Consider the following 19,589-nt stretch of genomic DNA (forward strand, 5'->3'; position numbering starts at 1 on the left):
CTCCTCCACTGTGTCTCGGCTTGAAAGGCCAAGCGCCCCCAAGCCGGTAGCGTCAAATCCTAATCATCCGAATCATCGTTTTGAGCAACGATCCCGAAACTCTGGTAGCCCGAGCGCATCATCGGCTTGCGCGATGAAATCCGGCGGCTGTTGACGCCGCTCCAGCCGATCTCGCCGGACAACCGTGCATATTCGATCTTCGGGCACCGGTTCATCACCACCTTGATCCCAGCCTTCTCAAGCCGCTCGGCCGATGCATCATCGCGCACCGTCAACTGCATCCAGACCACCTTCGGCAGCACCGGCATGGCCAAGATCTCGTCCGTCACGCCCGGAACCGCATCCGATGCCCGGAAAATATCGACCATATCCACGGGCTGCGGAAGGTCGGCGAGCGTTGCGGAAGCCGGGCGTCCGAGAATTTCCTTCCCCGCCTGGCCTGGATTGACGGGAAAAACGGTATACCCCTTGTCGATCATGTATTTGGCGACGAAGTAGCTCGGCCGAACAGCGTTGGCCGAGGCGCCGACGATGGCGATCGATTTGACCGACCGCAGCGCATCGGCAATGTAGGCGTCGTCATAGCGGTCGTGGTCGACGAGCGGCAGCTTCAGATTTCCGGCATCGTCCATTGCGAAAAACGGATTGTGGGCGACCTCCCAGAGATGGCCCTCGGTATCTGCGAAGTAGCCCGAATAACCGCCCCAAAAGACCTTTTCGGGCTGTTTAACCAGCCTGCCACCGCACTCGATCGCCCGCGCGACGATTGCATCCACCTCTTCGGTGGAGCGGGCATTGTAGGCGAGCGTGATCCCTGAAAAGCCGTCACCCGTCGCGGAGACCCCGGCATCCTGCGCGAGCTCTTCGCGCGAGAAGAGCGACAGGACGATGTTTCCCAACTGGATGAAGGTGACACTCGGCTGCGACGGTGCCGCGCGGCGCCAGCCGAGTGCTTCGTAGAACGCGGTGGCGCGCTTCAGATCCTGCACGCCGAGCGTGATGAGCGAGATACGCGGTTCCGGTAAAATCATTCTGATGTCCTCCGCCCCTCACCCCGACGCCGACCAACTGATCGCGCATCAACGGCGCCGGCTCCGCGAGGTCTATCGAAACTGGCGGGCAAGGTCGAGGTTCACACAGACAATCGAAGGTGGGTTCAGTCGTCTGCACCCGGAAAGGTGGGTTCAGTCGTCTGCACCCGGAAAGAACGACTGTTCTTCAAGCAGCTTCAGGGTCAGCTGATACTGCGACACCAGCCTTTCCGTGGCCGTCGCGGCGTCGCCATCCAGCGTCGCTTCCATGATCAGCCTGTGTTCCTCGTTCGAATCCCGCCGAGGATAGGTGGTCGTCATAGAGATGTAGCGGTAGCGCTCCACCTGATCCATCAGCTCGCCGCAGAACTTCAGAAGCCAGGACGACCCGCAGTTGGAAATCAAGGCTTCGTGGAAGACGCGGTGCCGTGCTTCCCACTCGTGGTTCTCGGCCTGTCCATCTTCTCGAGGAGCCTTGAAGGGTGTGCGCGACAGGCGGTGGAAGGCGACCACGATGCGCTCTTCCCACGCGTCCGTGCGGTTGGCGATCGACTCCTCCAGCGCGCGCGACTCAAGCCAACAGCGCGTCGTCACCAGTTCGCGGAAGTGGCTGAGGGAGAGCGGCGGCACGAAGAAGCCCCGCTGCTCTTCGCGATCGACGAGGCGTTCGCTGGAGAGCCGGTTCAGGGCTTCGCGCACCGGGTTGGCGCCGACCTGATAGTGCTCGGCCAAAGCCTCGATCAGCAGCTTTTGCTTCGGCTTCAGGCGGCCTTGAAGAATGTCACGGCGCAATTCCCGATAGACGAGGGTCGCGGCCGTGGTCTTTTCCCGCCGCGCCTCGCCAGCGGACGATTTCGAATCGAATGCCTCGATGATTGTCATGGATTCCGATGCCGATGGCGCTCATTGCGCCATCCCTATTTGTTGATGCCCGAGACGGTGGAGCTATGCCAAAACACCAAACGGCGCTCAAGCCAGACCACGGACCAGAATAGCGTGAAGCCGAGCAGGCTGAGATAGAGGATCAGCGAAAAGACGCGCGGCGTATTGAGCTGCGATGCAGCGACCCGGATCAATTCGCCGAAGCCGTTTCCGCCTCCCAAAAACTCCGCGGTGATCGCGCCGGCCATGACGCCTACCGCGGCGATCTTCAGACCCGTGAAGATATGCGGCAGGCCCGTCGGCAGCTTCATCTTGAACAAGGTCTGCCAGCGGGTCGCGCCCATGGTGCGAAAGAGCATACGGGCATTGTCATCGGCCGCGTGCAGGCCGGCCGCGACGGCCACGACGATCGGAAACGTCGCGATGAAGGCCGCGAGCGCTACCTTGGAGGCTATGCCGAAGCCGAGCCATGCCAGGAACAGCGGCGCGAAAGCGACCTTCGGCATCGTGTCGATCGCGACGAGATAAGGCAGCACAGCCCGTTCGCCGAAGGAGGTTTCGCCAACGAGAATGCCGAGCGAGAAGCCGAAAATCAGCGCGTAGACAAAGCCCATCAGCACCGCCTTCGTCGTCATCCAGAAGGCTTGCAGCATGTAGCCGCCGCTGGCGAGGTTCTTGCCGACGAACACGATGTCCTTCGCCGTCTCCCACGGCGTCGGCAGAATGATGCGCGAGACGATGCCGAAGGAGGTGAGCCCCTGCCAGACGGCGATGAACACGACCAGGATGCCGATCATCGCGATCGGGCGCGGAATGCGGTCGATGAAGGCGACCTCTTCCTCCCAGACAGTTTCCGGGAAGACCGTCTCGCCGTCGGCGTGAATGGGAATATCCGTCGATACCGAGCTCATACGAAGGCTCCCTTGTCCAGACGGCTGCGGATGCGGTTCACATATTGACCGAAGGCTGGATCGACGAGCATTTCCACGGTGCGCGGCCGCGGCAGGTCGATCTCGATCGTCTCGACGAACTGACCCGGCCGCGACGACATGACGTAGACGATATCCGACAGGAAGACGGCTTCCGGGATGGAGTGCGTGACCAGAAAAGCGGTGGCGTTGCGCTCCAGGCAGATGCGCTGAAGCTCGATGTTCATGAAATCGCGGGCAAGTTCATCGAGCGCGCTGAAAGGCTCGTCGAGCAACAGCACGCTCGGCTTGGTGACGAGCATGCGGCAGATGGCAGCGCGCTGCGCCATGCCACCCGACAATTGCGTTGGATAGACATCCTCGAAGCCCTTCAGGCCTACTGTGTTGAGCAATTCCTCGGCCGCTCCACGCGCTGCCTTGGCGGCCGCGCGGCCATCGCGCACTTCGATCGGCAGCAGGATGTTTTCCACCGTCGTGCGCCAGGGAAAGAGCGTCGCCTGCTGGAACATCATGCCGATGTCGCGGCGTGCGCCGGTGACGGGCTTGCCCTCGAGCACGACGCTGCCCCTGGTCGGCGAGACGAGACCCGCCATGATCTTCAGAAGCGTGGATTTTCCGCATCCCGACGGACCGATTACGGAAGAGAACGTGCCCTCCCGCAAAGTCAGGTCGATCGTATCGAGTGCCTTGATATGCCCGTGGGCATAGTGCTTGGAAACGCCGCGCAACTGATAGACAGGCCGACCCCTGGGGTCGGCCTGCACTGCCGCGGCTTTTTGTGCCGCTGATGTCATTGCGCGTTCCACGCTTCGACGAAGTCGTTGTTGTAGGCTTCCTCGAGGTTTTCCAGCGGTTCAGCAAGACCGCCAGTGTCGAGCTGGCTCTGGTGCCAGGCTTCCCAGTGCTCCGGCGGCTGGTAGCCGTAGCCATTGCTGTCGTCGACCGGCTGGATGCGCTCCATCACCGCATCGAGAAGCGCGTTGGCAAACTCGGTGTCCTCGCCTTCCTGCGGGTTGCCTGCCGTCGTGTGCTCGAGCACCTTTTCGCGGTTGGCGGGATCGAGGCCGAAACGTGTGGCCTTGACTAGCGCACGGCCGAAGCCTTCGACTGCTTCCGGGTTCTCTTCGATGAACTGGCCCGTGACCGCCCAGCCATTGCCGAAGAAGGACAAATATTCCTCAGGCGTGATTTCACGCAGCGGAATACCGCGGGACTCGATGATCGCCGCATCGCTGACGGCGGCAGCATACGCATCGACTTCCTCGCCGAGGAACGCAGCGGCTGCCGTGCCGCCGTCACCAACGGTGAGGAACGTATAATTTTCGCCTTCCGTAAGGCCGGCATCCTGAAGAATGCCTCGTGTGAACGCCACTTCGGCGCCGTCGGCCGTGCCCACACCAACGGTTGCGCCGTCGAGATCAGCCGGTCCCTGCGCTTCGGATTCTTCCGGCACCATGAGGCCGAAGATGGATTTCGGATACTGGTTGTAGATGAAGACGACGTCTTCACCGCGTGCACGAGCCGATAGCAGCGGGCCGGGTCCCGGGTTGCCGATCTGCGCCTGGCCGGATGCCATCACCTGGAGAACAGCCGCAGACCCATTCAAAGCTTCGACCGTGAGCTCCAGCCCTTCCTCGGCGAAATAGCCCTCGCCCATCGCCACGAAGAGCGGGAAGTTGTTGATCGCCGACGGGTTCGGCACCGCCACCGTCAGCTGCATCATGTCCTGGGCATTCGCCGCCGTTACGCCGAGCGGAGCAGCAACGAGCAGTGACGCTGCGAACGCGATCCGCCAATTCCGATATCCATGCATAGCCATCCTCCCTTGGATGTTGAATTCGGCCCGAACTCCCAATCGGACCTGTGGCGCCGCCACGCTTCAAACCATACTTTTCATTTTTTTGTTGTCAAATATCTATTTTTTTGCGTTAAACCGTCTTTCATCGATTTCACGATCGGCGTCTGTCGCGCCGGCACCCTGAGGAGGAGAACATCATGGGTCATGAAGGCTTTGTCATCGAGCGGCCGAAAGCGGCATCCCTGCCGGTGGTCGGCAAGGACGAGCGCTTCCCGGTACGCCGGATCTACTGCGTCGGTCGCAACTATGTGGCGCATGTAGAAGAAATGGGCGGCAGCGCGGATCGCGACCCGCCGATCTTCTTCCAGAAGCCGACGGATTCCATCGTGCAGTCCGGCTCCACCATCGCTTACGCTACGATGACGAAGGACTTCCATTACGAGTTGGAACTTGTGATGGCGCTGAAATCGGGCGGCTACAACATTCCCGAGGACCAGGCGCTCGACCATGTCTACGGCTACGGCGTCGGCATCGACATGACGCGTCGCGACATCCAGGGCGGCGGTCGCCCCTGGGAAATTGCCAAGTCGTTCGACGAGTCCTGCCCGTGCGGGCCGATCACGCCGGTCGAGAAGTCCGGGCACATCGAGAAGGGCAACATCAAGCTCACCGTCAATGGCGAAACCCGCCAGGATTCGGATGTGAGCCTGCTCATCTGGTCGCTGCCCGAGATCATCTCGAAGCTGTCGGAGTTCTACGAGCTGAAGGCGGGCGACATCATCCTCACCGGCACACCGCACGGCGTCGGACCGGTCAAGACGGGCGATGAACTCGTCGGCACGATCGACGGGCTCGAGCCGTTGACCGTCAAGATCGGCGACCCGGTCAAGTGAACGACAGGGCGGACGAAGGACCGGCAACGGTGGATCCGGGGCAGCTTGCTGCCCTGGCATCCTTTTCGTCCGCCACTCTGCATGAAGCCATGGGCAGGATCGGCGCCCTGCCCGCCGCGATCAAACCGATCGATCGGGACATTCGGCTCTGCGGGCCGGCGTTCCCGGTCTTTTGCCCCGCTGGCGACAATCTGATGATCCACAAGGCCATCGAAGCCGCGGCTCCCGGCGAAATTCTCGTCGTCGACCACGAAGCATCAATGAGCGACGGACCGTTCGGCGATGTTCTCGCCGAAGCCTGTCAGGCGCGCGGGATCGCCGGCCTCGTCATCGATGGCTGCGTCCGTGACGCGACAACACTGCGGGCCATGGGATTCCCGGTCTTTGCCCGGGGCTTGTGCATCGAAGGCACCGACAAGCTCCGGACATCGCCGCTCGGCGCACCGATCACGCTTGGGAAGACCACCGTCCATCGCGGCGACCTCGTCATCGGCGACGAAGACGGCGTCGTCATCGTTCCCCATGCGAGGATTGAAGAGGCCATCGAAGCAGCCCATGAACGCGAGCAGAAAGAGGACGCCTTGCGTGCCGCTTTGCGGGCCGGGCAGACAACGATGGATCTGCTCGGTCTCAGGGACCGGTAGAGCGACTCTGGCCTATTCTCCCTTCCATTCCGGCTTGCGCTTGTCGATGAAGGCGGAAATGCCCTCTTCCGCGTCGCGCGCCATCATGTTCTCGACCATCACGCGCGCCGTGTAATCATAGGCGTCTTCAAGGCTCATTTCCGCCTGGCGATAGAACGCCTCCTTGCCGATCTTCACCGTCAGCGGCGATTTCGACGCGATGACGGCTGCGTATTTGTCGACCACCTGGCGCAGATATTCCTTCGGCACGATCCGGTTGACGATGCCGAATTCCTTGGCGGTGGAGGCATCGATCGTCTCGCCGGTCAGCAGCATTTCCATGGCCTGCTTGCGGTGCGTGGCGCGCGACAGCGCGACCATCGGCGTCGAGCAGAAAAGGCCGATATTGACGCCTGGCGTCGCGAAGCCGGAGGTGTCGGTGCAGATCGCGAGGTCGCAAGAGGCGACGAGCTGACAGCCGGCCGCCGTAGCGATCCCGTCGATTTCGGCGATCACGGGCTTCGGCAGCGCCACGATCGTCTGCATCAGTTTCGCACAGAGCCGCATGGTCTTGTCGAAGAATGCGCGGCCACGGTCGTCTTCGGAGCGATGCCGCTGCAATTCCTTCAGGTCGTGGCCGGCGGAAAACACCTTTGCGAGCGAGGCAATGATGATGACGCGCGTCTCCGCGTCGTCACGCGCCTCTTCCAGGTTGCGCAGAAGCGCTTCCATAAGCGCAACGGACAGGGCATTCGCCGGCGGATTGTTGAGCGACAGCCGCAGGATGCCGTCGTACTTCTGGGCGACGACCAACGCGTCCGTGTCCTGCTTCTGCTTCATCGAAACGATGTCGGCCATGCTCTGCCGGCTCCTTTGCTTTCATTCCCTGCTTCAGGCGATTTCTGGCACGACTTGACGGGGCCGGACCAGCGCTTTCAACTGCGCGCTTAAGATCGAGACCAAAGGATTGCCGTGAAGCCGGTCATGACCATCGACGCGCTGGAGGCCTTTCTGGCGCAGGAATTTCCGCAGATCAACGAGGGCGGACCGTTCTATGCGGTAACCGAGATAGAACCGGGTGCCGCCGTGTTGCGGCTGATGCCCGATCGTCGCCATCTGCGGCCGGGAGGCACCGTGTCCGGTCCGACGCTGTTCGCGCTTGCCGATCTCGGCGCTTATGTCGTCATTCTTGCCCATATCGGGCCGGTCGCGCTCGCCGTCACCACCAATCTTACCATCAATTTCCTGCGCAGGCCGGCCGACGGCGTGCCGCTCTATTCACGCTGCCGGTTGCTCAAGCTCGGCAAGCGGCTGGCGGTCGTCGACGTGATCATCGTGGACAAAGAAGGGACCATCGTGGCGCAGGCATCGGCCACCTATTCGATCCCACCGCAGACAGAAACTGCGGTAAAATAATACCACATACTTAAGACACTGTTATTGCTGGACTAATTTTACGACGCCTGTGTTCACTGCGATTGCGCGTGTCGGGCCGTTGGGTTATACACCGCTCGCAGCCACGCATGGATCCATGCGGGCAGCACTTGGCCATGCCAAGACAAGCAACAAGAAGCGCCCTTGCCGTGCACGCATGGTTCGGGACCCGAACGAAAGAGTGATATCCATGAAAACCTTCTCGCAGAAGCCTGCAGAGGTGGAGAAGAAGTGGGTGCTGATCGACGCCGAAGGACTCGTTGTCGGCCGTCTCGCCACCCTCGTCGCCACCCGCCTGCGCGGCAAGCACAAGCCTTCCTACACCCCGCATGTCGACGATGGTGACAACGTCATCATCATCAACGCTGAAAAGGCCGTGCTGACGGGCAAGAAGTACACCGACAAGAAGTACTACTGGCACACCGGCTATCCCGGCGGCATCAAGGAGCGCACCGCGCGCCAGATTTTCGAAGGCCGCTTCCCGGAGCGCATCCTCGAAAAGGCCATCGAGCGCATGATCCCGCGCGGCCCGCTCGGCCGTCGCCAGATGAAGAACCTGCGCGTCTATGCCGGTTCGAACCATCCGCATGAAGCCCAGCAGCCCGAGACGATCGACATCGGCGTGCTGAACACCAAGAACAAGAGGACTGCCTGATCATGGCTGAACTGAATTCCCTCCAGGACCTCGGCCAGGCAACCGGCGTGACCGCCGGCTCCGCCCAGGCTTCTCAGCCGGCGCATGTCCGCAAGGTCGATGCACAGGGCCGTTCCTACGCAACCGGAAAGCGTAAAGACGCTGTCGCGCGCGTTTGGGTCAAGCCAGGCTCCGGCAAGATCACCATCAACGGCCGCGAGTTCGAAAAGTACTTCGCACGTCCGGTTCTGCAGATGGTTCTGCAGCAGCCGATCGTCGCTGCCGCACGCGCCGGCCAGTTCGACATCGTCGCAACGGTCGCCGGTGGCGGTCTTTCCGGCCAGGCCGGCGCCGTTCGTCACGGCATCTCCAAGGCTCTGACCTATTACGAGCCGGAACTGCGCGGCGTCCTCAAGAAGGGCGGCTTCCTGACGCGCGACAGCCGCGTCGTCGAGCGTAAGAAGTACGGCAAGGCGAAAGCCCGCCGTTCGTTCCAGTTCTCCAAGCGCTAAGCTTCGGACGGCTGCCAGATCAAAAGGCGGGGCTTCGGCTCCGCCTTTTTTCGTTGCGATGCAGCATCGGCCTTCCCAACCGGCTTCTCTCGTCCCATCTTATGGCTGCCTTACCAATTTTCGATATCGCAGCGCTGGTTCCAGGCTGCTGCCATCCATCCGAAAAGGATCAGAGCCCATGCCATCGAAGTCGATCGATCACGCCTTCAATGCCAGCGAATTGACCGGGGCCGCGTCCGACCCGACCTATGCCGGCGCCCTCTCCTTCATGCGCAGGCCCTACCGCAAGGACGTCGCCGGCGCCGATGCGGTGGTCTGGGGCATCCCGTTCGATGCTGCCGTTTCCAATCGGCCGGGTGCGCGGTTCGGTCCGCAGGCGATCCGCCGCGCCTCCGCGATCTTCGACAACGACCCGCAGTATCCATTCGACCGAGACCTGTTCGCCGAGTTTTCGGTCGTCGACTACGGCGATTGCCTGCTCGACTACGGCAATCACCAGGAAACGCCGGATCGGATCGAAGCTGAAGCCGGCCGTATCCTCGAAACCGGCGCGTTTCTCTTCACGCTCGGCGGCGACCACTATATCACCTGGCCTCTCTTGAAGGCGCATGTGGCCCGTCACGGGCCTCTCTCCCTGGTCCAGTTCGATGCGCATCAGGACACCTGGGACGATGACGGAAAGCGCATCGACCACGGATCTTTCGTAGCGAGAGCGGTGCGCGAGGGCCTCGTCGATCCGGACACGTCGATCCAGATCGGCATCCGCACACATGCGCCCGAAGATTTCGGCATTCAGATCATCTACGGACACGAGCTGGAGGAGATGCGCACGGGCGACGTCGCCTCTCGGATCCTCGCGCGCGTCGGCAACCGCCCAGCCTACCTCACATTCGACATCGACTGCCTCGATCCGGCTTACGCTCCCGGCACTGGAACGCCCGTTGCAGGCGGCCCGTCGACGGCAAAGATGCTTTCGATCCTCCGGCAGTTGCGGCGCCTCGATATCCGCGGCGGTGACGTCGTCGAAGTGTCCCCACCCTACGATCACGCGGATGTCACCGCCATTGCCGGTGCCAGTGTCGCCATGTATACGCTCGGCCTCATGGCTGAACGGCGCGCGATCGAGCGTTCATAGTTCGATTCAACGCGCTCACAGGGTGAATCCGGTCTTGCGTTCAAGCGGCTGGATTTGCTCGCAAACGGGATGACGGACATGGCGAAGATCTTCATCGACGGCGAGCATGGCACGACTGGTCTGCAGATCCGGTCCCGCCTGGCGGAGCGCACCGATATCGAGATCATCTCCATTCCCGAGGAAGAGCGCCGCAACACCGCACTGCGCGAGGAGTTCCTGCGAGAAGCCGATATCGCGATACTCTGCCTGCCCGACGACGGTGCGAAGGAGGCGGTGTCGATGCTCGGCGTTTCGTCCACGACGCGCATCATCGACACGAGCACCGCCCACCGGGTCGATCCGGACTGGGTCTATGGCTTCGCCGAATCCGACCCCGAACGCCCCGAACAGATCGCGTCCGCGCGGTTCGTGTCCAATCCTGGCTGCTACTCGACCGGCGCCATCGGCATCCTGAAGCCGCTGGTCGACGCGGCGCTGCTGCCTGCCGATTACCCTGTCAGCATCAACGCCGTTTCCGGCTATACGGGCGGTGGCAAGCAGTTGATCGCCCAGATGGAGGACGAGAGCCGTCCAGACTATCTCGGCGCCCCGCACTTCCTCTACGGGCTGACGCTGGCGCACAAGCATGTGCCCGAGATGAAGATCCGCAGCGGCCTGCAGCGTACGCCTCTCTTTTCGCCATCCGTCGGGCGGTTTGCGCAGGGCATGGCCGTGCAGGTGCCACTGCATCTCGCCGATCTCGATGGTTCACCTTCGCTGCGCAGCGTGCATGAGGCCCTGGCCGAGCATTATCGCGGGCAGAATATTGTTGCGGTCGTCGATCTCGACGAGAGCATGGCGATCCAGCGCCTCGATCCGACGTCGCTCAACGGCAAGGACACGATGAATATCTACGTGTTCGGGTCGGAAGGCGGCGAGCACGTCAATGTGGTGGCCGTTCTGGACAATCTCGGCAAAGGCGCTTCCGGCGCCGCAGTTCAGAACATGGACTTGATGCTCGGAATCACGCCTGTCGACTGACAGGCGCTAGCACCTCATTTGGATGATCGATCAACCGGCGGCGGCGAGCCGCCCCGTGGGCGCGTAGGATCCATAAAAGGCGCGCCAGTGGGCCACTGCGAAGCCGAGGACGACGACGGCGAAGGCCTGGTGCAGGAGCGCCCAATTGAGCGGCACGACCATGACCAGGGTGATGATGCCGATCAGCGCCTGCATGGTGACGAGGAAGAACAGCACCATGGCACGATTGGCATGGGTGCTGCCTGCACCATGGCGCAGCGCTACGACCATGTGGGCCAGCGCGGCGAACCATAGGGCGTAGGCCGTCATCCGGTGGACAAACTGCACCGTCTTGACGTTTTCAAAGAGGTTCAGCCAAGCCGGATCCATCACGAACAAACCGGCGGGAATGAAGGCGCCGTCGATGAGCGGCCAGGTGTTGAACGCGAATCCGGCGTTCAACCCGGCGACGAGCGCGCCCAGATAGATCTGGAAAAGGACGAAGAGAGCAAGACCGCCGGCGGCCAGATGGGAGCGCTCGGTCGGTGGGGCGTCGGTTGAGTGCGGCGCGAGGCCCCGCGACACCCACATGATGCTGGCGAAGATGATGCAGGCGAGCGTCAGGTGGACTGCGAGACGGTACTGGCTGACATCGACGCGCTCCGTCAGGCCGGACGCGACCATCCACCAACCGACGAAGCCTTGGAGGCCGCCGAGGAAGAAAAGACCGACGAGCGGCAGCCGCAGTCGCGGCTCGATCCGTCCGGTGGCCCAGAAGAAGACGAGAGGCACGGCGAAAAGCACGCCGACGGCGCGGGCGAGGAAACGGTGGGCCCATTCCCACCAGAAGATGACCTTGAACTCGTCGAGGCTCATCCCCCGGTTCACTTCCTGGTACTGCGGGATCTGACGGTAGAGGTCGAATTCCTCCTGCCATTCTTCCGCACTCAGCGGTGGGATGACGCCGTGGATCGGCTTCCATTCGGTGATGGAGAGCCCAGAATCGGTCAGCCGCGTCGCGCCGCCGACAACCACGAGCGCGAAAATCGCGAGCATGACAATGCCAAGCCAGAGCCGAAGCATCCGGCGGTTTGTCTCCAGTTCGCCGCGTCGGGCCTGGGCGGCGATTTCGGATGGGCTGGAAGCGGGTGAGACGGCATCGAGTACGGTCATTGCACTGTCCTTGCAGATTGCCATGGCATTTGCCCCACCCTGCCCTCCAATTCAAGGCGAAGAGCTTTGCGGCATGGCGTCGCGCCGCTTTGCCTGAAGCGTCCGACCGGCTATGTGGAAGATCAAGGAGACCACCATGCCCGTCCGCCTCAAGAAATTCATCGGCGCCTTCGCCATCGTCGCACTGGTCATCATCTATGCGCTTGTCGCCACGACCATCGCGACCTATCGCCTGGCGGAGTCACCCTGGTGGGTGCATCTTCTCTATTTCCTCTTCACCGGCGTTCTTTGGGTCGTGCCGGCCATGCTGCTCATCAGCTGGATGGAACGCCCTCCAAAAGAAAAATCCGACCTTTTGGATTAACGGCGGCGAAAGCATAGGAGGACTTAGTCGGGTGTTCGAGAGGTTCTGAACGCTTCGACTGTTGTCCAGACAACGCTTTGTTCAGGACGATCCCCCATCCTGGCGCGCATCGTGACGAGGTCGTTTGATGACGAGGATCGTACCCATGGAAGTTGCCCGCAAGCCAACCGGCGAACCGACGGACGCACCGCTGATCGCGGGAGTGACGTCGCATGTTCCGGCTCAAGGTGATGCCCAGACGGTCAAACGCGTGGAAATCTTCGCCAGCATCGAAGCGGCCGAACGGCAGTGGCGTTCGCTCGAGACGCAGTTCTTCACCTCCGTCCATCTAAGCTACGACTGGTGCCGCAACTGGCTGGAAGCAACGGGTACCGAACCGGTCGTCGTGCTCCTTCATTTCACCGGCGGCGGGCGGATCATGCTGCCGCTCGAAATCATCCGCCAGGGCGGCGCGAAGGTCGGCCGCTATATCGGCACATCCTACAGCAATTTGAATTTCGGCCTTTTTTCACCCGACAACATGCAGTTTTCGCCGCCGCTTCTTTCGGCTGCGCTCTCGGAGGCCGGGCTCAAGCTCGATCTGCTGGCGCTCTATCGCACGCCGGAGCGCTGGCGCGGGGTAGCCAACCCCTTGATGCCGCTCGACCGGGTCCTCAGCAACAACCAAGCGTTCCAGATGACGCTCGACGGCGGCTTCGACAAGGCGCTCTCGCGCATCAATGGCAAGAAGCGGCGCAAGAAGCACCGGCTCGGTGAGCGTACGCTGGAGGAACTGGGCGGCTACGAGATCGTGCATGGCGACGATCCCGAAACGGCGCTTCGCTTACTTGAAGCGTTTTTCGTCCAGAAGGCTGCCCGCTTCGACAAGCAAGGCAAGCTTGACGTCTTCGCCAAGCCGGGCGTGCAGGATTTCTTCCGCCGCCTGGTCGTCACGAAGACCGAAGAGAACGTACCCTTGTTGCGGCTCTCGGCCGTGCAACTCACCGATGGACGCTACGGCGCGATTTCAGGCGTGACGCGCAAGAACGGGCATCTCATCTGCCAGTTCGGCTCGATCGACGAAGAAATGGCGGGCGAGCTCAGCATCGGTGAGTTCCTGTTCTACCGGCTGATCGAAGATGCCTGCGCCAACGGCCAGATGATGTTCGATTTCGGCATCGGCGACGAGGCCTACAAGCGGTCCTGGTGCGATCAGATCACGACGCAATACGATTGCTACCTGCCGCTGACGATGAAGGGCCGTGCCGTTGGCGCGACGCTGCGTGCCATCGCCTCGACCAAGCAGGCGATCAAGGCCAATCCGCGGCTCGACAAGATCGCCCGGGCCATCCAGCGCCGGATATCCTGAACGAACAGACTGAAGGCATTCGGTGCCTTCAGGCCGCGTTGCTGCGGGTCGACTGGGGGCCGTCCTCGTCGACCAGCATGATCAGCGCGTCGTCATATCCTGCTTCGACCAGCGCTTCGAATTCCTCAGCGATGATCGGGGCGTCCGGGTCCACCACCGACATCACGACAGTGATCGGCCGGTCTGCGAGCATCTTTTGGACAGCCGTGATCTCTGTGCTGCCGCACTCGACGATGATCGTGTCGTAGGCATCCGACAGGGCTTCGATGATCATGGCGATCCGGGATGCGCCGCGCATGGCGGTCTCCGGATCGGCCGTTCCAAGCGGGATGATATCGGCAGATGAGGCGTAGTCGGCGTGGATCGACTCGGCGATCGAGACCGATCCGCAGAGAAGGTCGGTAATGCCAGGAAGGCCCGCCCCTGCCATGGTTGCTCCCGGCAGGCCGGCGCCGGTCATGTCGATCGTCAGGACGCGATGGCCGCGATCGGAGACGGCGCGCGCCAGAAGAACGGCGCCGAGCGTCGCAGCATCGCCTTCCGGGGAAATGCCGGCGACGACCTGGACGCGCTTGGAGATCAGGGCGGCCGCAACGCCATCGACCGAAAAGTCCTCTTCGTCCTCGGCCACCGGGAGGGCGCCAGCCTTGGCGATCGTCGGTGCCGGCTGTGTCAGCGGCTCCGCCGGATGTGCAGGCGCTGCGACCGGTACAGCTTGAGTGGATGCCGTCAGGGGCTGGTGGGCAAGGCTCGCTGTCGCCGTCCCCGTCGTCGCGATGCGGCTGGGTTCCAGCGGTGTCGTTTCCTCACGCATCTCATCCACGACAACCCGTTCGCGAAGCGCCCGGCCGGAGAAGAGCTCGATCAGCAGGATGATGATCATGTGGATGAGTGCCGTAGCCAGCATCGCGACGATGACGGCCGGGATCACCTTCGGGAAATAGGGCTCGCTCGCTACGCCAGCACGGGAGATGATGCGGGCATCGGCCGGCAGCGCGTTTGCATCGCCGCGCGACACCGTCTCACGGAAACGGGCGAGATAGGTTTCCAAGAGATCGCGCTCGGCACGCGCTTCGCGCTCGAGTGCGCGCAGTTCGACTTCGTCGGTGCCGGCCTGCGCCGAGCTCTGCTTCAGCACGTCGAGCTGCTCTGCCAGTTCCGCTTCGCGCAGCCGGGCAACGGCGGCATTGGCCTCAAGATTAGCGAGCGCCTTGCGCACTTCCTCGTTCAGCTGCGTGCCGATGCCCGAAAGCTGCGAACGCAGGCTGCGGATGCGCGGGTGGTTGTCGAGAAGCGTGATCGAGAGGTCCGAAATCTGGCCTTCGATCTCCGACTGCCGCTCGCGCAGGCGCTGCAGCTGTGGCGAGTCGACGACGCTGCTGACGGCATCGGCCGACTGGCCTGATTCGAGTGCAGAGCGAACATTGGCGGCACGCGCCTCGGCATCGGCGCGCTGCGCGCGGACCTGTGAGAGCTCGGTCGTCAGGTCCGACAGTTGCCGCGTCACGAGCGTGTTGTTCTCGGTCACGAGCAGGAGACCATTGTCTGCCCTGAAGGCTGCGACCTTGGCTTCCGCATCGCGTACGCGGCCACGGAGTTCCGCGATTTCCGGCTCGAGCCAGGCGGCAGCATCGGCATTGGAATCAAGCTTGGCGCCGCTCTGCACCTGCAGATAAGCGCCTGCGAGACCGTTGGCGACAGCCGCTGCCAGTTCGGGGTCCTGCGAAGAGAACTCGATCGCGATCACGCGCGAATTCTGCACCTGGTAAACCTGCAGATTTTCCCGAACCGCTTCAAGCACGCGCTGCTGCGCACTGGCATCGATCGGATCGCTGCCGATGCCGAGCAGCACGAGGAGGTCGCCGATCATCGACGGCTGGCCTGCCGGATCGAATTCCGCGCGACTGCCGAGGTCGAGCTCGGTGATCACCTCGCGCAAAAGGTCGGAGGATCGGATAACTTCGACCTGGCTCGCGATGGCCTGCTCGTCGAGCACGAGATCCCGCGTCTGACCACCCTCACCCGTCCGCGACAGGGCCGAACCGCGCTCTTCGATGAGGATGCGGGCTTCGCTGCGATAGAGCGGCGCCATGGAACTGGTGGTGAAATAGGTCAGCGCGCCAACGATGAGCACACTTGCCGCAATGGCGAACTTGCGCGCCCAGAGCGCGGCGGCCAGACCGGCCAAATCGATATCGACATCCCCGCGTGACGATAGATTGCCGGACATTCTGGGCTCCTTCAGGATCTCCGCGAATACTGGGCGCAGCGGCGCACGCGCGGAATGCTTCAAGAGCGACCGTAAATAATCATGGTAACTCAACCGTTAATTTCGTCGACGATCCGCGTGAATGCTTGGATACATCTTCTTTCAGCGCCTCTTTACCGGCCATTAACCCTAACAGTTCGATAAGAGGAGGAGCCTTGATCGGCCGCGTCGAACGCGCACGGACGGATACTCATGATCGCCATCTCTCGCCCCCGGGCGCTGCTTCTCACTCTTGCCGCTTCGCTGCTGCTTGGCGGATGCTCCGGTTACCGACCGGCACCCGAGGGATTCAGCGCGGCAACCATCCAGCCTTACCAGTTGGATGCGGGTGACCGGCTGCGCATCACCGTTTTCGAACAGGCGAGCCTGACAGGCACCTATTCCATCGACCAAGCCGGCTACGTCGCGTTTCCGCTGATCGGCTCGGTACCGGCGCGCGGTCGCTCGGTGCAGGAACTGGAAGGCGCCATCGCCGCAAAGCTGCGCGAAGGGTACCTGCGCGATCCGGACGTCACGGTCGAAGTCGACCAGTACCGCGCCTTCTTTATCATGGGTGAAGTGGGTGCCGCCGGCCAGTATTCCTACGTGCCCGGCATGACCGTTCAGAACGCAATCGCGATTGCCGGCGGCTTCACCTCGCGCGCCAACCAGAACGATGCCGACGTTACCCGCAAGATCAACGGCGAGGTCATCACCGGCCGCGTACCGATTTCCGATCCCATCGTTGCCGGTGACACGATCTACGTCCGCGAGCGGCTGTTCTGAGCCAGATGTCCAATCAAGGACCGCTGCGCATCATTCACTGCTTTCGATCGCCCGTCGGCGGGATTTTCCGCCATGTGCGCGATCTGGCGGAACGCCATAGCCAACAGGGACATGCCGTCGGCATCGTCTGCGACAGTTCAACAGGCGGCGCTTACGAAGACGCGCTGTTCGAAAGCATTCGTCCGCATCTGGCGCTGGGTCTGACCCGGCTGCCGATGCAGCGGTCCATCAGCCCCAGCGATCTCAGCGCCGGGATAAAGAGCTACAGAGAAATCAAGGCATTGCGGCCGGATGTGTTGCATGGGCATGGCGCCAAAGGTGGCGCCTATGCCCGGCTCGCCGGCACGTTCCTACGGGCATCTGGGTATTGCGTAGCCCGTTTCTATTCCCCGCATGGCGGAAGCCTGCATTACGACCCCGGCTCGACCAAGGGCCGCGTGTTCTTCGCGATCGAGCGCTTCCTGGAACGCATGACGGATCGGCTCGTCTTCGTCTGCGACTACGAGGGCAACGTCTACGCGCGAAAGATCGGACCGCCGCGCACCGCTTCCCAAACGGTCTATAACGGCCTGCGCCCCGCCGAGTTCGAGCCCGTTGGGTTGAGCGCGCCCGCGGTCGACTTCCTCTATATCGGCATGATGCGGGACCTGAAGGGCCCGGACGTCTTCATCGACGCGTTTGTCGAGGCGGAGCGGCTGTCGGGGCGATCGCTTTCGGCCTTGATGGTTGGCGATGGCGACGACAAGCCGCGCTATCAATCGACACTCCAAACACTCGGTTTGGCAGACCGAGTCACCATGCGCCCCGCCATGCCGGCGCGCGAGGCGTTCGCGATGGCGCGGACGGTGGTCGTGCCGTCACGAGCGGAAGCAATGCCCTATATCGTGCTGGAAGCGGTCGCTGGTGGAAAGCCCGTCATCGCCACCCGCGTCGGCGGTATTCCCGAAATCCTGGGCACAGACAGCGCCGCCTTGGTCGGGCCAGGCAGCGCCCCCTCGCTTGCAGCGGCAATGTCGGGGGCCATTCTGGACCCTTCGAGCCTCAACGCGGCCATGCCCGACTCGGCGCAGTTCGCGCAGCGCTTCTCGGTGGCAACCATGGCCGACGGCGTCATGTCGGCCTATGGCGCAGCGCTTGCCGAGGCGAAGGCGCGGGGCCTCAAACGCTTCCCATCAAGCCTTTCTTAGCTCCTTCCTGATAGGCGTTGTGGATCGATGAAGAGGTCCGTGCGCTCATGAAGAACGAGAAACGTGCCCCGCTGTTCGACCCGCAGGCGCTTCGCGAGCAGCTCGCCAGCAGCGAAACCGGGCCGACAGCAGCGCCTGGGGCAAGCGTATCTGAGGAAACTCGACGGCTGGCCGACCAGATCGCTTCGCAGCTGCGCGAAGAAAGCTATTCGCCGCGCATGATCGTCGGGCTCCTGCGCCTGTTCGAATTCGCCGGGCTCTTTCTGGGCGCCATGGGCATCTATCTGATCTACGTGCTGCCGCAGGAAGCCTTCGCGATCAGCTACCCGACATCCATCCTCATCGGCTCCCTGCTTGCCGTTTTCCTCATCCAGGCGGCCGACGCCTATCAGGTTCCGGCGCTTAGAACGCCGATGCGAACGCTCAAGCGCGCTTTGATCGCTTGGTGCGCAACGATCGCTATCATGGCGGTGGCCGCTTTCTTCCTCAAGATCGGCGAGGAATTCTCGCGCCTCTGGATCGCAGCCTGGTTCCTCTTCGGCTGCGCGTTCCTTTTCGTCAGCCGCCAGTTTACCGCCTTCGCCATCAAGCGCTGGGCACGCGACGGCACGATGGAACGGCGCGCCGTCATCGTCGGCGGCGGAGAGACCGCCAAGACCCTCATTCGCCAGATCGAGCAGCAGCCGAACAACGATATCCGCATTTGCGGCCTCTTCGACGATCGTGACGAGGCTCGGTCGCCGAGCATGGTCGCCGGCTATCCAAAGCTCGGCAACACGACCGATCTCGTGGATTTCGCTCGCCGCGCGCGCATCGACATGCTGATCATTGCGCTGCCGATCACGGCGGAGGCGCGCGTTCTGCAACTGTTGAAGCGGCTGTGGGTGCTGCCGCTCGATATCCGACTGGCGGCCCACACCAACAAGCTCCGCTTCCGGCCGCGTTCCTATTCCTATGTCGGCGACGTGCCGATGCTGGATATCTTCGATCGACCGATCCGCGATTGGGATTCGGTTGCCAAGCGCATCTTCGACATCTGCTTTTCGTTGGGTGCGATCATGGTGCTCTGGCCGGTGATGCTTGGAGCCGCGATCGCCGTCAAAACGACCTCGAAGGGTCCGATCATCTTCAAGCAGAAGCGCCACGGCTTCAACAACGAGGAGGTCGAGGTTTTCAAATTCCGGTCGATGTACACGGAGATGAGCGACCCGACGGCCTTGCTCGCCGTCACGAAACACGACCCGCGCGTGACGCCAGTCGGCCGCTTTATTCGCCGCACGTCGATCGACGAACTGCCGCAGCTCTTCAACGTGCTCAAAGGCAACCTGTCGCTCGTCGGCCCCCGCCCCCACGCCGTGATGGCGCAGACGCGCGACCGACTCTTCGTCGAGGTGGTCGATGGCTACTTCGCCCGTCATCGCGTAAAGCCAGGCGTGACGGGCTGGGCGCAGATCAATGGCTGGCGCGGCGAGATCGACAGCGACGAGAAGATCAAGCAGCGGACGGCCTACGATCTCTACTACATCGAGAACTGGTCGCTCTTCCTCGACCTCAAGATTCTGTTTCTAACGCCGCTGCGTCTGCTCAATACGGAGAACGCCTATTGAGCCTCG

The 19,589-nt window shown here is 62.4% G+C and carries 20 protein-coding genes and 1 pseudogene; 12 read left to right on the forward strand and 9 right to left on the reverse strand.

Translation table 11 applies throughout. The features are described from left to right. Positions 1-59 precede the first annotated feature (59 nt). The 6 genes and pseudogenes from D5400_RS21380 to D5400_RS14720 all read right to left on the reverse strand — a co-directional run bounded on the left by D5400_RS21380 (position 60) and on the right by D5400_RS14720 (position 4,655). Positions 60-632, reverse strand: a complete 573-nt coding sequence (locus D5400_RS21380) for a CoA-binding protein (RefSeq protein ID WP_126013340.1) — start codon at positions 630-632, stop codon at positions 60-62. An 81-nt stretch (positions 633-713) separates the two neighbouring features. Further along, positions 714-1,031, reverse strand: a pseudogene (locus tag D5400_RS21385) (VOC family protein); the annotation flags it as partial. Between the two features lie 153 nt (positions 1,032-1,184). Further along, a complete protein-coding gene (locus D5400_RS14705) occupies positions 1,185-1,913 on the reverse strand; it encodes a GntR family transcriptional regulator (RefSeq protein ID WP_126010696.1) in 729 nt (242 codons plus the stop codon). Between the two features lie 35 nt (positions 1,914-1,948). Continuing rightward, positions 1,949-2,824 carry an ABC transporter permease gene (locus D5400_RS14710; protein WP_126010697.1) on the reverse strand — a complete coding sequence of 292 codons (876 nt, stop codon included), beginning with the start codon at positions 2,822-2,824 and terminating at the stop codon, positions 1,949-1,951. Beyond that, on the reverse strand, positions 2,821-3,636 hold the full coding sequence (locus D5400_RS14715; RefSeq protein WP_126010698.1) for an ABC transporter ATP-binding protein: 816 nt from the start codon (positions 3,634-3,636) through the stop codon (positions 2,821-2,823). Before D5400_RS14715 ends, D5400_RS14710 begins: the two co-directional genes overlap by 4 nt. Continuing rightward, positions 3,633-4,655 carry an ABC transporter substrate-binding protein gene (locus D5400_RS14720; RefSeq protein WP_126010699.1) on the reverse strand — a complete coding sequence of 341 codons (1,023 nt, stop codon included), beginning with the start codon at positions 4,653-4,655 and terminating at the stop codon, positions 3,633-3,635. Before D5400_RS14720 ends, D5400_RS14715 begins: the two co-directional genes overlap by 4 nt. Positions 4,656-4,837: 182 nt before the next feature. Between D5400_RS14720 and D5400_RS14725 the strand changes: the two genes are divergently transcribed. Beyond that, positions 4,838-5,533 carry a fumarylacetoacetate hydrolase family protein gene (locus tag D5400_RS14725; protein WP_126010700.1) on the forward strand — a complete coding sequence of 232 codons (696 nt, stop codon included), beginning with the start codon at positions 4,838-4,840 and terminating at the stop codon, positions 5,531-5,533. After that, positions 5,530-6,177, forward strand: coding sequence for a 4-carboxy-4-hydroxy-2-oxoadipate aldolase/oxaloacetate decarboxylase (locus D5400_RS14730; RefSeq protein ID WP_205665470.1), 648 nt, complete (start codon positions 5,530-5,532; stop codon positions 6,175-6,177). The genes D5400_RS14725 and D5400_RS14730 overlap by 4 nt, the downstream gene beginning before the upstream one ends. A gap of 12 nt (positions 6,178-6,189) precedes the next feature. Here D5400_RS14730 and D5400_RS14735 read toward each other — a convergent pair whose 3' ends face one another. After that, positions 6,190-7,014 (reverse strand): enoyl-CoA hydratase, encoded by an 825-nt coding sequence (locus tag D5400_RS14735; protein WP_126010701.1) that lies wholly within the window; start codon positions 7,012-7,014, stop codon positions 6,190-6,192. Positions 7,015-7,122: 108 nt separating this feature from the next. Between D5400_RS14735 and D5400_RS14740 the strand changes: the two genes are divergently transcribed. The 5 genes from D5400_RS14740 (at position 7,123) to argC (ending at position 10,891) form a co-directional block, all read left to right on the forward strand. Then, positions 7,123-7,572, forward strand: a complete 450-nt coding sequence (locus D5400_RS14740; RefSeq protein ID WP_126010702.1) for a PaaI family thioesterase — start codon at positions 7,123-7,125, stop codon at positions 7,570-7,572. 208 nt (positions 7,573-7,780) lie between these two features. Continuing rightward, a complete protein-coding gene (rplM, locus tag D5400_RS14745) occupies positions 7,781-8,245 on the forward strand; it encodes a 50S ribosomal protein L13 (RefSeq protein WP_126010703.1) in 465 nt (154 codons plus the stop codon). A 2-nt stretch (positions 8,246-8,247) separates the two neighbouring features. Further along, positions 8,248-8,736, forward strand: a complete 489-nt coding sequence (gene rpsI, locus D5400_RS14750) for a 30S ribosomal protein S9 (protein WP_126010704.1) — start codon at positions 8,248-8,250, stop codon at positions 8,734-8,736. Positions 8,737-8,914: 178 nt separating this feature from the next. Next, positions 8,915-9,871 (forward strand): agmatinase, encoded by a 957-nt coding sequence (speB, locus tag D5400_RS14755; protein WP_126010705.1) that lies wholly within the window; start codon positions 8,915-8,917, stop codon positions 9,869-9,871. Positions 9,872-9,949: 78 nt separating this feature from the next. Further along, the gene (gene argC, locus D5400_RS14760) at positions 9,950-10,891 is read left to right on the forward strand and encodes an N-acetyl-gamma-glutamyl-phosphate reductase (RefSeq protein ID WP_126010706.1); all 942 of its coding nucleotides are present in this window, start codon (positions 9,950-9,952) and stop codon (positions 10,889-10,891) included. A 30-nt stretch (positions 10,892-10,921) separates the two neighbouring features. Here argC and D5400_RS14765 read toward each other — a convergent pair whose 3' ends face one another. Next, a complete protein-coding gene (locus D5400_RS14765) occupies positions 10,922-12,043 on the reverse strand; it encodes a COX15/CtaA family protein (RefSeq protein WP_126010707.1) in 1,122 nt (373 codons plus the stop codon). A 136-nt stretch (positions 12,044-12,179) separates the two neighbouring features. Here D5400_RS14765 and D5400_RS14770 point away from each other — a divergent pair, with 136 nt between their 5' ends. Both D5400_RS14770 and D5400_RS14775 read left to right on the forward strand, forming a co-directional pair. Continuing rightward, positions 12,180-12,407 carry a DUF2842 domain-containing protein gene (locus D5400_RS14770; RefSeq protein WP_126010708.1) on the forward strand — a complete coding sequence of 76 codons (228 nt, stop codon included), beginning with the start codon at positions 12,180-12,182 and terminating at the stop codon, positions 12,405-12,407. 127 nt (positions 12,408-12,534) lie between these two features. Further along, on the forward strand, positions 12,535-13,755 hold the full coding sequence (locus tag D5400_RS14775; RefSeq protein WP_126010709.1) for a GNAT family N-acetyltransferase: 1,221 nt from the start codon (positions 12,535-12,537) through the stop codon (positions 13,753-13,755). A gap of 28 nt (positions 13,756-13,783) precedes the next feature. Here the strand turns inward: D5400_RS14775 and D5400_RS14780 are convergent, their stop codons facing one another. Next, on the reverse strand, positions 13,784-15,985 hold the full coding sequence (locus D5400_RS14780; protein ID WP_126010710.1) for a GumC family protein: 2,202 nt from the start codon (positions 15,983-15,985) through the stop codon (positions 13,784-13,786). 231 nt (positions 15,986-16,216) lie between these two features. Here D5400_RS14780 and D5400_RS14785 point away from each other — a divergent pair, with 231 nt between their 5' ends. The 3 genes from D5400_RS14785 to D5400_RS14795 are packed head-to-tail and all read left to right on the forward strand — an operon-like array spanning position 16,217 to position 19,583. Beyond that, positions 16,217-16,789 carry a polysaccharide biosynthesis/export family protein gene (locus D5400_RS14785; RefSeq protein ID WP_126010711.1) on the forward strand — a complete coding sequence of 191 codons (573 nt, stop codon included), beginning with the start codon at positions 16,217-16,219 and terminating at the stop codon, positions 16,787-16,789. 5 nt (positions 16,790-16,794) lie between these two features. Next, complete coding sequence (locus tag D5400_RS14790) at positions 16,795-17,976, forward strand: glycosyltransferase family 4 protein (protein WP_126010712.1); 1,182 nt, start codon at positions 16,795-16,797, stop codon at positions 17,974-17,976. Positions 17,977-18,023: 47 nt separating this feature from the next. Then, complete coding sequence (locus tag D5400_RS14795; RefSeq protein WP_126010713.1) at positions 18,024-19,583, forward strand: undecaprenyl-phosphate glucose phosphotransferase; 1,560 nt, start codon at positions 18,024-18,026, stop codon at positions 19,581-19,583. Positions 19,584-19,589 lie beyond the last annotated feature (6 nt).

Origin of the sequence: Georhizobium profundi (assembly GCF_003952725.1) — a bacterium.
In the GTDB taxonomy this organism is placed as follows: Bacteria; Pseudomonadota; Alphaproteobacteria; order Rhizobiales; family Rhizobiaceae; genus Georhizobium; species Georhizobium profundi.

Excerpts from the sequence above, each read along its gene's own strand:
- D5400_RS14765 (WP_126010707.1), bottom strand. The coding sequence starts at position 12,043 with ATGACCGTACTCGATGCCGTCTCACCCGCTTCCAGCCCATCCGAAATC.
- D5400_RS14775 (WP_126010709.1), top strand. The coding sequence starts at position 12,535 with ATGACGAGGATCGTACCCATGGAAGTTGCCCGCAAGCCAACCGGCGAA.
- rpsI (WP_126010704.1), top strand. The coding sequence starts at position 8,248 with ATGGCTGAACTGAATTCCCTCCAGGACCTCGGCCAGGCAACCGGCGTG.
- D5400_RS14790 (WP_126010712.1), top strand. The coding sequence starts at position 16,795 with ATGTCCAATCAAGGACCGCTGCGCATCATTCACTGCTTTCGATCGCCC.
- D5400_RS14725 (WP_126010700.1), top strand. The coding sequence starts at position 4,838 with ATGGGTCATGAAGGCTTTGTCATCGAGCGGCCGAAAGCGGCATCCCTG.
- D5400_RS14720 (WP_126010699.1), bottom strand. The coding sequence starts at position 4,655 with ATGCATGGATATCGGAATTGGCGGATCGCGTTCGCAGCGTCACTGCTC.
- D5400_RS14705 (WP_126010696.1), bottom strand. The coding sequence starts at position 1,913 with ATGACAATCATCGAGGCATTCGATTCGAAATCGTCCGCTGGCGAGGCG.
- D5400_RS14770 (WP_126010708.1), top strand. The coding sequence starts at position 12,180 with ATGCCCGTCCGCCTCAAGAAATTCATCGGCGCCTTCGCCATCGTCGCA.
- D5400_RS21380 (WP_126013340.1), bottom strand. The coding sequence starts at position 632 with ATGGACGATGCCGGAAATCTGAAGCTGCCGCTCGTCGACCACGACCGC.
- argC (WP_126010706.1), top strand. The coding sequence starts at position 9,950 with ATGGCGAAGATCTTCATCGACGGCGAGCATGGCACGACTGGTCTGCAG.
- D5400_RS14785 (WP_126010711.1), top strand. The coding sequence starts at position 16,217 with ATGATCGCCATCTCTCGCCCCCGGGCGCTGCTTCTCACTCTTGCCGCT.
- rplM (WP_126010703.1), top strand. The coding sequence starts at position 7,781 with ATGAAAACCTTCTCGCAGAAGCCTGCAGAGGTGGAGAAGAAGTGGGTG.
- D5400_RS14715 (WP_126010698.1), bottom strand. The coding sequence starts at position 3,636 with ATGACATCAGCGGCACAAAAAGCCGCGGCAGTGCAGGCCGACCCCAGG.
- D5400_RS14735 (WP_126010701.1), bottom strand. The coding sequence starts at position 7,014 with ATGGCCGACATCGTTTCGATGAAGCAGAAGCAGGACACGGACGCGTTG.
- D5400_RS14795 (WP_126010713.1), top strand. The coding sequence starts at position 18,024 with ATGAAGAACGAGAAACGTGCCCCGCTGTTCGACCCGCAGGCGCTTCGC.
- speB (WP_126010705.1), top strand. The coding sequence starts at position 8,915 with ATGCCATCGAAGTCGATCGATCACGCCTTCAATGCCAGCGAATTGACC.
- D5400_RS14780 (WP_126010710.1), bottom strand. The coding sequence starts at position 15,985 with ATGTCCGGCAATCTATCGTCACGCGGGGATGTCGATATCGATTTGGCC.
- D5400_RS14710 (WP_126010697.1), bottom strand. The coding sequence starts at position 2,824 with ATGAGCTCGGTATCGACGGATATTCCCATTCACGCCGACGGCGAGACG.